Here is a 13,091-nt window from a genome sequence, read left to right as displayed (position 1 = left end):
TTAGCGGGGCTTTTTATTGGCTGCAAACAAGAGGACGCAGAGCGTCCAGAACGGCATGCCGGCGCAGAGCGTCGCACGATAGTGGCGGTGCTCTCCCGGACACCTGGCGCGCCCTACGCTCCGGGTGGGAACGCCCCGACGCCGAACCTCGCGCTATACGAACACCTATCGTTCCCTACGCTCCGCGTGGGAATGCCGTTCTTGACGCTCCGCGTCATCTTTTTGCACCGCTAAAGGCACATGAAAAATCCTTCACTTTGCCGCAACCAAGCTGCAAGCCTCGCCATGCAAGGGCTGTAGGCAAACGACCATTTTTTGCTCACTCGGGAACCTGAACAGGCTATTTACTTAGGCAGCTAACAAATTCTATAAAAGAGTCCTGCGACACATTGCCGCAGTATCCAGAGGCCTAACCATTCAGGCCATCAAAGTCAGGAGCTTACTACTATGACTGTCAGAGTTACTGAACGCGACGACGCCCACCTCTCTCACGAAGCCGTTGCCGACGGCATCCAGATCTGGGACGTGCATCAACAGGACCAACTTGTCGGTATGTTCCACGTAGAGTCCGATGCTCTACGCTACAAGGAAGAGCTGGAAGCACTTGAAAGCCAGGGCAACCACTAAGCGACTTCCCTGAACCGCAACCACCCAGAACAATAAACGACAAAACCCGCTGAATGCGGGTTTTGTTTTGACCGGTCAGCGCGTTACCACATCAGGTCGTCAGGCACCTGATACGCAGCGTACGGATCGTCGGCGTCCGGCGCTTCGGTCGGGGTGTTGAGCAACACGATACGGCGCGGGTCGCGCTCCTGGATCTTCAGCGCTGCCTCACGCGGAATGATCTCGTAACCGCCACCATGGTGAACGATGGCCAGCGAACCGCTGCTGAGCTTGTTGCGCACCAGCGCGTTGACCGAGATCCGCTTGACCTTCTTGTCGTCAACGAAGTTGTAGTAATCCTCGGTAATCAGCTTGGGCAGACGCGACACTTCGATCAGTTGTTTGACCTGAGCAGTACGGGCCTTCTGCTCGACCTTCTCCTGCTGCTGACGGTTGAGCTCCTGATCACGCTTGGCCTTCTCGGCCATGGCTTCCTGAGCCGCGCGCTTTTGCGAGTCGTCGGCCTGGGCCTGACCCTTGTGCACCAGACGCTGCTCTTTCTGCTTTTCTTTGCCGACCTGCTTGGCCTGCTTTTGGTTGACCAGACCTGCCTTGAGCAACTGATCGCGAAGGGAAAGGCTCATTGTCTACTCACTTATACCGTTACCGCACACTCAGCCGCAGCCGGGCGTGCTCTTTTCCTGACGTTTGGCTTCGCCCCACAATGCGTCCATTTCTTCGAGCGAGCACGCTTCGATAGGACGCTGGATGTGGCGCAATGCCTGTTCAATGAATCGGAAGCGTCTGTCGAACTTGCTATTGGCCGAGCGTAGCGCAGTTTCCGGGTCGACTTTAAGGTGCCGGGCCAGGTTGACGACGCTGAACAGCAAATCGCCGACTTCCTCGGCAATGCCTTCGGCGTCATTGTCGACCATGGCTTCGAGAATTTCATCGAGTTCTTCACGTACCTTGTCGACCACCGGCAACGCTGCAGGCCAGTCGAAGCCGACCTGCGAAGCGCGCTTTTGCAGTTTGGCGGCACGACTCAACGCAGGCAAGGCCACCGGCACGTCGTCGAGCAGCGACAACTGCTCGGGGGCGCCAGACTTTTCGGCACGTTCCTCGGCCTTGATCTCGTCCCAGCGCTGGTTGACCTGCTCGTCGGTCAGGCACGGCGTTTCTGCCGGCGCGTACAACTCGCCGGTCGGAAACACGTGCGGATGGCGACGCAGCAACTTGCGGGTAATGCCGTCGATGACGTCGTCAAATTCAAACCGGCCTTCTTCCTTGGCCAACTGCGCATAGAAGACCACCTGAAACAGCAGGTCACCCAACTCACCTTTCAGATGGTCGAGGTCGCCCTGCTCGATGGCATCGGCCACTTCGTAGGCTTCTTCCAGCGTATGCGGCACGATGCTGGCGTAGGTCTGCTTCAGGTCCCACGGGCAACCAGACTGCGGATCACGCAGCCGGGCCATGAGGTTCAGCAGGTCTTGAACTGTATACATGGGGCTCCCTGTGAGCGCAGGCAACGCTTATGGCGTCCTGTTCCTGCGCGTTTCAATGATGTTCGGCAACTGGGAAATACGCCCCAGCAACCGCCCCAGTGCGTCCAGGCCCGGAATCTCGATGGTCAGCGACATGAGCGCTGTGTTGTCTTCCTTGTTCGAGCGGGTGTTGACCGCCAGTACGTTGATACGCTCGTTGAGCAGCACCTGGGTGACGTCACGCAGCAGGCCGGAACGGTCGTAGGCGCGAATGATGATGTCCACCGGATAGGTGAGCACCGGCACCGGCCCCCAGCTGACCTGAATGATCCGCTCGGGCTCGCGACCACCCAGTTGCAGCACCGAGGCGCAATCCTGACGGTGAATGCTGACGCCACGGCCCTGGGTGATGTAACCGACAATCGCATCGCCCGGCAGCGGCTGGCAGCAACCGGCCATCTGTGTCATCAGGTTGCCAACGCCCTGAATCTGAATATCGCCACGCTTGCCAGGCTTGTAGCCCGTAGCCTTGCGCGGGATCAGTTCCAGCTGTTCATTGACGCGATCAGGTTCAACCTGCTGCTGAGCCAGATTGACCAGTTGCGCCAGACGCAGATCACCCGCGCCCAAGGCGGCAAACATGTCGTCGGCGGTCTTGTGGTTGGCCTTGTCCGCCAGCTTGTCGAAGTCGACCTGCGGCAATGCCAGGCGCGCCAGTTCGCGTTCGATAAGGGTTTTACCGGCCGCCACGTTCTGGTCGCGGGCCTGCAATTTGAACCAGTGAACAATCTTGGCGCGCGCCCGCGAGGTCGTGATGTAACCGAGGTTGGAGTTCAGCCAGTCACGGCTCGGCGTGCCGTGCTTGCTGGTGATGATCTCGACCTGCTCGCCGGTCTGCAAACTGTAGTTGAGCGGTACGATGCGGCCGTTGATCTTCGCACCACGGCAGTTATGGCCGATTTCGGTGTGCACCCGATAGGCAAAGTCCAGCGGTGTCGCGCCCTTGGGCAGGTCGATGGCGTGGCCGTCAGGGGTGAAGACGTAGACCCGGTCAGGCTCGATATCAACCCGCAGCTGATCTGCCAGGCCACCGATGTCACCCAGCTCTTCATGCCACTCAAGTACCTGACGCAGCCAGGAAATTTTCTCTTCGTAATGATTGGAGCCAGATTTGACGTCGGTGCCTTTATAGCGCCAGTGCGCGCAAACGCCCAGTTCGGCCTCTTCGTGCATGGCGTGGGTGCGTATCTGCACTTCCAGGACCTTGCCTTCCGGCCCGATGACCGCTGTGTGCAGCGAGCGATAGCCATTTTCCTTGGGGTTGGCGATGTAATCGTCGAACTCTTTGGGAATATGCCGCCACAAGGTGTGCACAATGCCCAGCGCGGTATAGCAATCGCGCATTTCCGGGACCAGTACACGCAACGCGCGCACGTCATAGATCTGGCTGAATGCCAGGCCTTTGCGCTGCATTTTGCGCCAGATGGAATAGATATGCTTGGCTCGGCCACTGATGTCAGCCGTCACGCCGGTGGCTTGCAGTTCGTTGTCGAGCTGGGACATGACATCGCTGATGAAGCGCTCGCGGTCCAGCCGGCGCTCGTGCAGCAGCTTGGCGATCTGCTTGTACTGATCAGGCTCCAGGTAGCGGAAAGAAAGGTCTTCCAGCTCCCACTTGATATGCCCGATACCCAGACGATGGGCCAGCGGCGCGTAGATGTCGAAGACTTCCCGGGCCACACGGTTGCGTTTCTCGTCGTCGGCGTTCTTTACCGCACGAATCGCGCAAGTGCGCTCGGCCAGCTTGATCAGCGCAACGCGAACGTCGTCGACCATCGCCACGAGCATCTTGCGCAGGTTTTCGACCTGCGCCTGACTGCCCAGCACCAGAGATTGACGAGGGCTGAGACTGGCGCTGATCGCGGCCATGCGCAGCACGCCGTCGATCAGTTTGGCGACCGTCGCGCCGAAACGCTGCTCGACCTCCGGCAAAGGGATGACACCTTCACGCACGCCGCGGTAAATGACCGCCGCAACCAGCGAGTCCTGATCCAGCTTGAGGTCAGCCAGGATCTCCGCGATTTCCAGACCGGTCTGGAAACTGGAGGTGCCCTCTGCCCAGTGATTCTTGTGGGCCTTGTCGTTCTGCTCGGCTTGCCGGGCAAACTCACAGGCCTGTTTCATGACTTCCCGGTCCAGGACCAGGTCGACGCTGACAATATGATCGAGCCACGCGTCGAGATTGATACTGCCGTCTGTGTTTATCGGCTGGTTCGCTCTCACCTGTACCATGCTGCTTACCTTCCCTACGGCGCGATGAATAGCGCCATCAGTCGCCAGCCTTCTGAGCGAATGCCACTTGCCGGGCAAGCAAGGACCGGCATTCGCGGGCCAGTCGGATTAAATGAGGTTCCCTGTCAGCAGCGACCTCGATCCAGTGAACGCTGCTCACTTACTCATTTCAAATAAAGCCATCGCCTCGACATGCGCCGTCTGTGGAAACATATCGAGGATTCCGGCACGTTTTAATCGGTAGCCCTGACTGATCAGTTCGACCGTGTCACGAGCCAAAGTTGCCGGGTTGCATGAAACATAAAGCAGTCGCCGGGCACCCGTCTTTCTGATCTGGCGAACCACTTCAAAGGCCCCGTCACGCGGTGGGTCCAAGAGTACCGCAGAAAACCCTTCCGCCGCCCAGTCGGCGTGTGTCAGCGGCTGGGAAAGATCCGCCTGAAAAAACTGCACATTGTGCAGATCATTACTCATTGCGTTGACGGCTGCACGCTCGACCATGGTCGCAACGCCTTCGACCGCCACCACCTCCTTCGCCAGACCCGCCAGTGGCAAGGCAAAATTGCCCAGACCGCAAAACAGGTCCATTACCCGTTCATCTTTGGCAGGCGCCAGCCATTGCAGAGCCTGCTCGATCATCGCGGTGTTAACCGCCGCGTTGACCTGAATGAAATCTCCCGGTCGCCAGGCCAGTTGCAGGTTCCACGGCTCCAGCCGGTAACCCAGCGTATCGCCGGGGCTGGCCGGTTGGGGCTCGCCCTCGCCGTGCAGCCACAGCTGCGCGCCGTGCTTGGAGCAAAACGCCTGCAACAACGTCAGGTCGGCCTCGGCAAGCGGCGCGGTGTGGCGCAACAACACGGCAGTCGCAACCCCACTGAACAACTCGACGTGACCCAGCGCCTGCGGTTTGCTGAAGTTTTTCAGCATGCCAGGCAACTCATTCATGATGGGTTGCAAGGCCTGTACCAGCACCGGACAGTGTTCGATGCTGACGATGTCCTGACTGGCGGCTGCGCGGAACCCCACGTCCAGCCTTTTGGCCTTGGCATCCCAGCGAACCGCGACCCGCGCGCGTCGACGATAGGCCAGCTCGGCACCGATCAACGGCGCAGCCCATTCATCCGGCACCACGTTCGCCACCCGCAACAATTGCTCGGCGAGCATGCGCTGTTTCAGGGCAAGCTGTTCTTCGTGGGGCACATGCTGAACACTGCAGCCGCCGCAGCGACCGAAATACTCACAGGCCGGAGCGCGACGCATGGTGCTGGCGTTGAAGACCCGCTCGGTGCGCGCCTCGACGACCTTGCCGCGCGCATTGAGCACGCGCGCCTCGACCTCTTCGCCGGCCAGACTGCCAGCGACAAACCAGGTTTTGCCGTCGAGAAAAGCGATACCGCGACCGTCGTCGGACAGCCGTTCGATGGTCAGCCGCTGTTTTTTACCGGCAGGAATCTGCACGGTCTTGACGCCGCCCGTGGGCTGAAAGCGCAGACCTCGTTCATGTTTGGCCATCAGTTGGGCGAATCGTAGATGCCGGTCGACAGGTAGCGGTCGCCTCGGTCACAGATGATCGCCACAATCACGGCATTTTCGACTTCACGGGAAATGCGCAGTGCCCCAGCGACCGAGCCGCCGGACGACACGCCACAGAAGATGCCTTCTTCGCGCGCCAGTCGGCGCATGGTGTCTTCGGCCTCGGTCTGGCCCATGTCGATGATGCGGTCGACACGGTCCGACTGATAGATTTTCGGCAGGTATTCATGCGGCCAGCGGCGAATACCGGGGATCGAAGCGCCCTCCATCGGTTGCAGACCGACGATCTGCACCTCGGGATTTTGCTCCTTGAGGTAGCGTGAGGTGCCCATGATGGTGCCGGTGGTGCCCATCGAGCTGACGAAATGGGTCACGGTACCGCCCGTCTGCCGCCAGATTTCCGGACCGGTGGACGTGTAATGCGCCTCGGGATTGTCGCCATTGGCGAACTGATCGAGCACTTTGCCGCGGCCTTCGGCCTGCATGCGCTCGGCCAGATCACGGGCACCTTCCATGCCCTCGTCCTTGCTGACCGAAATCAGCTCGGCACCGTAGGCGGTCATTGCGGCCTTGCGTTCGGCACTGGAGTTGTCCGGCATGATCAGAATCATCCGGTAACCCTTTATCGCTGCGGCCATGGCCAGTGCAATCCCGGTATTGCCGGAAGTCGCTTCGATCAGCGTGTCACCCGGATGGATCTGGCCGCGCAACTCGGCACGGGTGATCATCGACAGGGCCGGACGGTCTTTTACCGAGCCAGCGGGGTTATTACCTTCAAGCTTCAACAGGAGGGTATTGCTGGTATTACCCGCCATGCGTTGCAGACGCACCAGCGGAGTGTTGCCGACGCAATCGGCAATGGTTTGATACTGCAGGGTCATGGCGTCTTCGCAATCCAGACTGCGGGGGGTGCCTATCATAACGGCAAACGGCCAAAGCCCATATCACGCAAAGTGCGCTGCTTATTCCCAAAAAGAATAAACACTGTTTTTTCCACTGCGGCCTCGTCCTGCACAGAGAGTTAGGTGCCCATGCTGGCGGTAAATGGCTAAACTCAACCCCTTGTGCCGATACAGCCAGGCAGCCGATGCCTGATATCGACGGACTGATACGTGTTGCCGGAGAACGAGCGTGCTGACCAAGCTGGGTATAAAAGGCCGTGTGCTGCTACTGACTATTTTGCCTGCCAGCCTGATGGCCGCAATGCTTGGTGGTTATTTCACCTGGATGCAGTTGAGCGAACTGCAAAGCCAATTGCTGCAACGCGGCGAAATGATCGCCCAGGATCTGGCACCATTGGCCGCCAACGCATTGGGGCGCAAGGACAAAGTCCTGCTGAGCCGCATCGCGACCCAGACCCTGGAGCAGACCGACGTGCGCGCCGTGTCGTTTCTCGACGTCGATCGCACGCCACTGGCCCACGCCGGACCGACCATGATCAGCCCTTCGCCCATTGGCAGCGGCTCGCAGTTGCTCAATTCGACCGGCACCGACGCCACGCGTTATTTGCTCCCGGTATTCGGCAATCAACGCCACCTGACCAGCCCGATCATTCCGGCCGAAGCCGACACCCTGCTGGGCTGGGTCGAACTTGAAATATCCCATAACGGCACGCTGTTGCGCGGCTATCGAAGCCTGTTTGCCAGCCTGCTGCTGATCCTGACCGGGCTGGCCTGCACCGCGACTCTTGCAGTGCGCATGAGCCGCACCATCAACGGGCCGATGAGCCAGATCAAACAAGCGGTGTCGCAGCTCAAGGACGGCAATCTCGAAACCCGCCTGCCGCCGCTGGGCAGTCGGGAGCTGGACGAGCTGGCGTCGGGCATCAATCGCATGGCGGCGACCTTGCAGAACGCGCAGGAAGAGCTGCAACTGAGCATCGATCAGGCGACCGAGGATGTACGCCAGAATCTGGAAACCATCGAAATCCAGAACATCGAGCTGGACCTGGCTCGCAAGGAAGCCCTTGAAGCGAGCCGGATCAAGTCCGAATTCCTGGCCAACATGAGCCACGAAATCCGCACGCCGCTCAATGGCATTCTGGGTTTCACCCATTTGCTGCAAAAAAGCGAGCTGACGCCGCGTCAGTTCGACTATCTGGGCACCATCGAGAAGTCGGCCGACAACCTGTTGAGCATCATCAACGAGATTCTCGACTTTTCGAAGATCGAGGCTGGCAAGCTGGTGCTCGACAACATCCCGTTCAACCTGCGCGATCTGCTGCAGGACACCTTGACCATCCTCGCCCCGGCGGCGCATGCCAAACAGCTGGAACTGGTCAGTCTGGTGTACCGCGATACACCACTGGCGCTGTCCGGCGACCCGTTGCGCCTGCGGCAGATTCTGACCAACCTGGTCAGCAACGCGATCAAGTTCACCCGCGAAGGCACCATCGTCGCCCGCGCCATGCTTGAAGACGAAACCGAAGAGCACGCGCAATTGCGCATCAGCGTGCAGGACACCGGCATCGGCCTGTCCAGCCAGGATGTGCGGGCGCTGTTCCAGGCCTTCAGCCAGGCCGACAATTCGCTCTCGCGCCAGCCGGGCGGCACGGGTCTGGGCCTGGTGATTTCCAAGCGCCTGATCGAACAGATGGGCGGCGAAATCGGTGTCGACAGCACACCGGGCGAAGGCTCGGAATTCTGGATCAGCCTGAAACTGCCCAAGGCCCGCGAAGACAAGGAAGAGTCGTTCAATATCCCGCTGGGAGGGCTACGCGCAGCAGTGCTTGAACACCATGACCTAGCGCGCCAGGCGCTGGAGCATCAGCTGGAAGACTGCGGTCTGCAAACCATCGTGTTCAACAACCTGGAAAACCTGCTCAACGGGGTGACGGCGGCGCACGAGACCCCGTCGGCCATCGATCTGGCGGTGCTCGGCGTGACGGCGCTGGAAATTTCCCCGGAACGGTTGCGCCAGCACATCTGGGATCTGGAAAACCTCAACTGCAAGGTCATGGTGCTATGTCCGACCACCGAGCACGCGCTGTTCCAGTTGGCGGTCCACGATGTCTATACCCAGTTACAAGCCAAACCCGCCTGCACCCGAAAACTGCAAAAAGCCTTGTCCGAACTGATCGCGCCGCGAGCGATCCGCGCCGACATCGGCCCGCCGTTGTCGAGCCGCGCGCCGCGGGTGCTGTGCGTGGATGACAACCCGGCCAACCTGCTGCTGGTGCAGACCCTGCTTGAGGACATGGGCGCAGAAGTCGTGGCCGTCGAGGGCGGCTATGCAGCGGTCAACGCGGTGCAGCAGGAAGCGTTCGATCTAGTGTTGATGGACGTGCAGATGCCCGGTATGGACGGGCGCCAGGCCACCGAGGCGATTCGGGCCTGGGAAGCTGAACGCAACCAGAGCTCACTGCCGATCGTGGCACTTACCGCCCACGCGATGGCCAATGAAAAACGCTCGCTGCTGCAAAGTGGCATGGATGACTACCTGACCAAACCGATCAGCGAGCGGCAGCTGGCACAGGTGGTCCTCAAGTGGACGGGGCTGGCACTGCGCAACCCTGCGCCAGAACGCCAGAACGAAGCACCTGAAGGGCACGTCGGGCCGCTGGTGCTCGATCATGAAGAAGGGCTGCGCCTGGCTGCGGGCAAGGCGGATCTCGCCGCCGACATGCTGGCCATGCTGCTGGCCTCGCTGGCCGCCGACCGCGAGGCCATCCGTGCGGCGCGGGCCAACCAGGATGTACAGGCGCTGATCGAACGCATTCACCGTCTGCACGGCGCAACGCGCTACTGCGGCGTCCCGCAGCTGCGCACCGCCTGTCAACGCGCTGAAACCCTGCTCAAGCAGAACGCCGCGCACACCGAAGAAGCTCTGGACGATTTGGACAAAGCCATCATTCGCCTGGAATCCGAGGCGCGGGTGACAGCGTAATGGTAACGCTCGCTCCTCACACTTCAGCGCAGCAATGCCGTTGTGGGTGCCCTGCGTCCGGTCCTGAAGGCGTGGAGCATGATAGGATGCGCGCAATTTTGGAGGACCCATGGTCGAACACGATTTTCGCTACAGCATGCTCAACCCGCAGCACACCTTGACCGAATGCCGCACTTTGGCGCCCGGTCGCTATCAGGTCACCGGTAACGGCGGCTCGATTCACGACAACGACCAGTTGCTGGTGACGATCAAAGGCAGCAAAAGCCTGCACATGCGCCTGACCGTCGAGAAAGTCCGGCACCTGATCAACCCGCCGGGCCAATGGATTGCAGTGGCCAAAGGTCCGGTGTTCGACGAGTTGGCGATTCATCAGTGGAAAGTGAATTGCGACAGCTGCGCCGCTGAACTGAATTTCGAGTTCATGGTAGAGAGCAAGCTGGGCGTCAAGGCGCAGAAACCTGCCGCCATCGCGCGCATCGCGGAGCTGGGCTGGAAAACCGAAGGCGAGAAGCACCTCTGCAAGAAGTGCCAGGAGAAAGCGGCATGAAACAGTTTGCGCTCCTGAGCCTGATCGGCGGCGCGCTGCTGGCCGGTTGTACCGCTGACCCGCTGCCGATCCGTCAGGACCACAGCTACGTGATGGAATGGATTGGCGAACGTCCACTCATCGACAACAGCCGCCTGACCATGACCCTGGGTGCCGATGGCCGCGCATATGGCAATGCAGGCTGCAACCACTGGTTCGCACCCTATACGCTGAACGACCACAGCATCAGCTTCGGTCCGGTGGGCAAAACCCGCAAGATGTGCGCCCCCGCGCTGATGGAACAGGAACAACGCTTCATCAAAGCCATCAGCAGCGTGCAACGCTGGGACATCTCGCCCATCGAGCAACTGCGCCTGTGGCCAACCCAAGGCAAGCCGCTGCGCTTCTGGCTGGAAGATAGCTGATCCGAAGCTCCGCGTAACTTGCGACGCAGAGCGTCTAGAACTGCATTCCCACGCTGGAGCGCAGGGAACGATCACTATCCTGCGACGCCCCGCGCAACGCCTGGATAACAGCCGACTGCTCGCGCATTTCACTATCGTGCGACGCTCCGCGTCGCATGCCGTTCTGGACGCTCCGCGTCCTCTTGCGACGCAGAGCGTCGCGACCTGCATTCCCACGCTGGAGCGTAGGGAACGATAATCCCGACTATCGTGCGATGTTCTGCGCAACGCCTGGATCAAAGCCGACTGCTCACGCATTTCACTATCGTGCGACGCTCCGCGTCGCATGCCGTTCTGGACGCTCCGCGTCCTCTTGCGACGCAGAGCGTCGCGACCTGCATTCCCACGCTGGAGCGTAGGGAACGATAATCCCGACTATCGTGCGATGTTCTGCGCAACGCCCGGATCACAGCCGACTGCTCGCGCATTTCACTATCGTGCGGCGCTCCGCGTCGCATGCCGTTCTGGACGCTCCGCGTCCTCTTTCGACGCAGAGCGTCGCGACCTGCATTCCCACGCTGGAGCGTACGGAACGATAATCCAGACTATCGTGCGATGATCTGCGCAACGCCTGGATCAAAGCCGACTGCTCGCGCATTTCACTATCGTGCGGCGCTCCGCGTCGCATGCCGTTCTGGACGCTCCGCGTCCTCGTTACGGCGCAGAGCGTCGAAAATCGATCCGATCACCCCTCGCCGCGCAATGCCTTGAGCTTCTGGATCACGGTCGCGGCTGACTGCTCACCGAGCAGTTGCTCGCGCATCTTGCCCTTGTCGTCGATGATGTAGGTCACCGGCAGCGCTTCGGAGGGCGGCAGGCTGTACTGCTCGGCTGGGTCCTGAGCCAGCACGGTGAATTTGATACCCAGTGCGTTGGCAGCGTTTTTCAGCTCGTCGCCCTGCAGATTGTCAAAGTTGACACCCAGCACCGTGACCTTCTTGTCCTTGAGCTGTTCGGACAATGCGTTGAATTCCGGAACCTCGGTACGGCACGGGCCACACCATTCGGCCCAGTAGTTCACCACCAGCCAATGCCCCTTGATTCGCTCGCTGGCCACCTTCTGGCCGTTCTGGTCAGTGCCCAGGTCCACGCCACATCCGCTGAGCAGCAAGCTGCCGAAAAGTATCACTGCTGCTGTTAATCGCCTTGCCATTTGTTTCCTTCCTCGCCCCGTTCAACCTGCAATCACTTATATCCAGGCTACGACTATTGACCATTCGATATGTCGGACAGTGCCATCGCTGGTTAGAATACGCCACCCCACACAAGATGCGACGTGCAAATGACCGATCTGACGCTGTATCACAACCCGCGCTGCAGCAAATCCCGCGGCGCGCTGGAACTGCTTCAGGCCCGCGGCCTGACGCCCGATATCGTCCTGTACCTGGAAACCCCGCCCGACGCAGAGCGTTTGCGCGATCTGCTCGGCAAGCTGGGCATCACTGCCCGGCAACTGCTGCGTACCGGCGAAGATGATTACAAGCAACTCAACCTGGCCGACCCGAGCCTGAGCGACGAGCAACTGATCGCCGCCATGGCCGCGCACCCCAAACTGATCGAGCGGCCAATTCTGGTCGCAGGCGACAAGGCTGTGATTGGCCGCCCACCCGAGAACATCCTGGAGCTGCTGCCGTGAGCACACCTTACATTCTGGTCCTCTATTACAGCCGCAACGGTTCCACCAGCGAAATGGCCCGGCAGATTGCCCGCGGTATCGAGCTGGGCGGCATGGAAGCTCGGCTGCGCACCGTTCCTGCCGTTTCCGCCGACTGCGAAGCGACCGCCCCTGAGATCCCGGAAAACGGCGCGCTGTACGCGACCCTCGACGACCTGAAAAACTGCTCAGGCCTGGCGCTGGGCAGCCCGACGCGCTTCGGCAACATGGCCGCCCCGCTGAAATACTTTCTCGACGGTACCAGCAACCTTTGGCTGACCGGCGCACTGGTCGGCAAACCCGCAGGCGTCTTCACTTCCACTGCCAGCCTGCACGGCGGCCAGGAAACCACGCTGATGTCGATGCTGCTGCCGTTGCTGCACCACGGCATGCTGATCATGGGTCTGCCCTACAGCGAATCGGCGCTGCTGGAAACCGCAGGGGGTGGCACGCCTTATGGTGCCAGTCATCACGCCGGTGCCGATGGCAAGCGCGCGCTGGACCGCCATGAGACTGACCTGTGCCGTGCACTGGGCCAGCGCCTGGCCAAAACCGCGTTGCAGCTGGACACAGCACGCAGCTGAATCGGCAGGGCGTGGTCTGACGCTTTCAGTTAAATCGCAAACTTGCAGCGCAAGGGTCGG

12 protein-coding genes are annotated in these 13,091 nt (G+C 60.5%); 6 read left to right on the top strand and 6 right to left on the bottom strand.

What is annotated here, in order from left to right:
• The first annotated feature begins 447 nt into the window (after positions 1–447).
• Positions 448–627 carry a hypothetical protein gene (locus RYC18_RS04445; protein ID WP_002554613.1) on the top strand — a complete coding sequence of 60 codons (180 nt, stop codon included), beginning with the start codon at positions 448–450 and terminating at the stop codon, positions 625–627.
• An 83-nt stretch (positions 628–710) separates the two neighbouring features.
• On the opposite strand, the gene RYC18_RS04440 is transcribed toward RYC18_RS04445, so the two are convergent.
• The 5 genes from RYC18_RS04440 to cysM all read right to left on the bottom strand — a co-directional run bounded on the left by RYC18_RS04440 (position 711) and on the right by cysM (position 6,799).
• Complete coding sequence (locus RYC18_RS04440) at positions 711–1,250, bottom strand: DUF2058 domain-containing protein (protein WP_005744739.1); 540 nt, start codon at positions 1,248–1,250, stop codon at positions 711–713.
• Between the two features lie 30 nt (positions 1,251–1,280).
• Complete coding sequence (gene mazG, locus RYC18_RS04435; protein ID WP_002554615.1) at positions 1,281–2,114, bottom strand: nucleoside triphosphate pyrophosphohydrolase; 834 nt, start codon at positions 2,112–2,114, stop codon at positions 1,281–1,283.
• Between the two features lie 27 nt (positions 2,115–2,141).
• Positions 2,142–4,385: a GTP diphosphokinase gene (gene relA / locus RYC18_RS04430; RefSeq protein ID WP_004657204.1), complete on the bottom strand. Its 2,244-nt coding sequence runs from the start codon at positions 4,383–4,385 to the stop codon at positions 2,142–2,144.
• Between the two features lie 156 nt (positions 4,386–4,541).
• The gene (rlmD, locus tag RYC18_RS04425) at positions 4,542–5,897 is read right to left on the bottom strand and encodes a 23S rRNA (uracil(1939)-C(5))-methyltransferase RlmD (protein WP_316883627.1); all 1,356 of its coding nucleotides are present in this window, start codon (positions 5,895–5,897) and stop codon (positions 4,542–4,544) included.
• Positions 5,897–6,799: a cysteine synthase CysM gene (gene cysM, locus RYC18_RS04420; protein WP_002554618.1), complete on the bottom strand. Its 903-nt coding sequence runs from the start codon at positions 6,797–6,799 to the stop codon at positions 5,897–5,899. The genes rlmD and cysM overlap by 1 nt, the downstream gene beginning before the upstream one ends.
• Before the next feature lie 250 nt (positions 6,800–7,049).
• Here cysM and RYC18_RS04415 point away from each other — a divergent pair, with 250 nt between their 5' ends.
• From RYC18_RS04415 to RYC18_RS04405, 3 genes are all read left to right on the top strand, one after another.
• Positions 7,050–9,803 carry a response regulator gene (locus RYC18_RS04415; protein WP_117139696.1) on the top strand — a complete coding sequence of 918 codons (2,754 nt, stop codon included), beginning with the start codon at positions 7,050–7,052 and terminating at the stop codon, positions 9,801–9,803.
• 109 nt (positions 9,804–9,912) lie between these two features.
• The gene (locus RYC18_RS04410; protein WP_002554619.1) at positions 9,913–10,350 is read left to right on the top strand and encodes a hypothetical protein; all 438 of its coding nucleotides are present in this window, start codon (positions 9,913–9,915) and stop codon (positions 10,348–10,350) included.
• Positions 10,347–10,754 (top strand): META domain-containing protein, encoded by a 408-nt coding sequence (locus RYC18_RS04405; protein ID WP_004657193.1) that lies wholly within the window; start codon positions 10,347–10,349, stop codon positions 10,752–10,754. The genes RYC18_RS04410 and RYC18_RS04405 overlap by 4 nt, the downstream gene beginning before the upstream one ends.
• Before the next feature lie 724 nt (positions 10,755–11,478).
• Here RYC18_RS04405 and RYC18_RS04400 read toward each other — a convergent pair.
• Positions 11,479–11,946, bottom strand: a complete 468-nt coding sequence (locus RYC18_RS04400) for a TlpA disulfide reductase family protein (RefSeq protein ID WP_005739010.1) — start codon at positions 11,944–11,946, stop codon at positions 11,479–11,481.
• A 129-nt stretch (positions 11,947–12,075) separates the two neighbouring features.
• On the opposite strand from RYC18_RS04400, the gene arsC reads away from it, so the two are divergent.
• Complete coding sequence (arsC, locus tag RYC18_RS04395; protein WP_002554622.1) at positions 12,076–12,429, top strand: arsenate reductase (glutaredoxin); 354 nt, start codon at positions 12,076–12,078, stop codon at positions 12,427–12,429.
• Positions 12,426–13,031: an NAD(P)H:quinone oxidoreductase gene (gene wrbA, locus RYC18_RS04390; protein WP_005744747.1), complete on the top strand. Its 606-nt coding sequence runs from the start codon at positions 12,426–12,428 to the stop codon at positions 13,029–13,031. Before arsC ends, wrbA begins: the two co-directional genes overlap by 4 nt.
• Positions 13,032–13,091: the final 60 nt, after the last annotated feature.

The sequence above is a fragment of the Pseudomonas syringae group sp. 247E2 genome (assembly GCF_032587795.1).
In the GTDB taxonomy this organism is placed as follows: domain Bacteria; phylum Pseudomonadota; class Gammaproteobacteria; order Pseudomonadales; family Pseudomonadaceae; genus Aquipseudomonas; species Aquipseudomonas amygdali.
The sequence above is the reverse complement of the archived record's forward strand: the minus strand, read 5'-3'. Positions and strand labels throughout refer to the sequence as shown.

Bases quoted from the DNA above. Each gene is read 5' to 3' on its own strand.
- RYC18_RS04445 (WP_002554613.1), top strand. From the start codon at position 448: ATGACTGTCAGAGTTACTGAACGCGACGACGCCCACCTCTCTCACGAA.
- RYC18_RS04440 (WP_005744739.1), bottom strand. From the start codon at position 1,250: ATGAGCCTTTCCCTTCGCGATCAGTTGCTCAAGGCAGGTCTGGTCAAC.
- mazG (WP_002554615.1), bottom strand. From the start codon at position 2,114: ATGTATACAGTTCAAGACCTGCTGAACCTCATGGCCCGGCTGCGTGAT.
- relA (WP_004657204.1), bottom strand. From the start codon at position 4,385: ATGGTACAGGTGAGAGCGAACCAGCCGATAAACACAGACGGCAGTATC.
- rlmD (WP_316883627.1), bottom strand. From the start codon at position 5,897: ATGGCCAAACATGAACGAGGTCTGCGCTTTCAGCCCACGGGCGGCGTC.
- cysM (WP_002554618.1), bottom strand. From the start codon at position 6,799: ATGACCCTGCAGTATCAAACCATTGCCGATTGCGTCGGCAACACTCCG.
- RYC18_RS04410 (WP_002554619.1), top strand. From the start codon at position 9,913: ATGGTCGAACACGATTTTCGCTACAGCATGCTCAACCCGCAGCACACC.
- RYC18_RS04405 (WP_004657193.1), top strand. From the start codon at position 10,347: ATGAAACAGTTTGCGCTCCTGAGCCTGATCGGCGGCGCGCTGCTGGCC.
- RYC18_RS04400 (WP_005739010.1), bottom strand. From the start codon at position 11,946: ATGGCAAGGCGATTAACAGCAGCAGTGATACTTTTCGGCAGCTTGCTG.
- arsC (WP_002554622.1), top strand. From the start codon at position 12,076: ATGACCGATCTGACGCTGTATCACAACCCGCGCTGCAGCAAATCCCGC.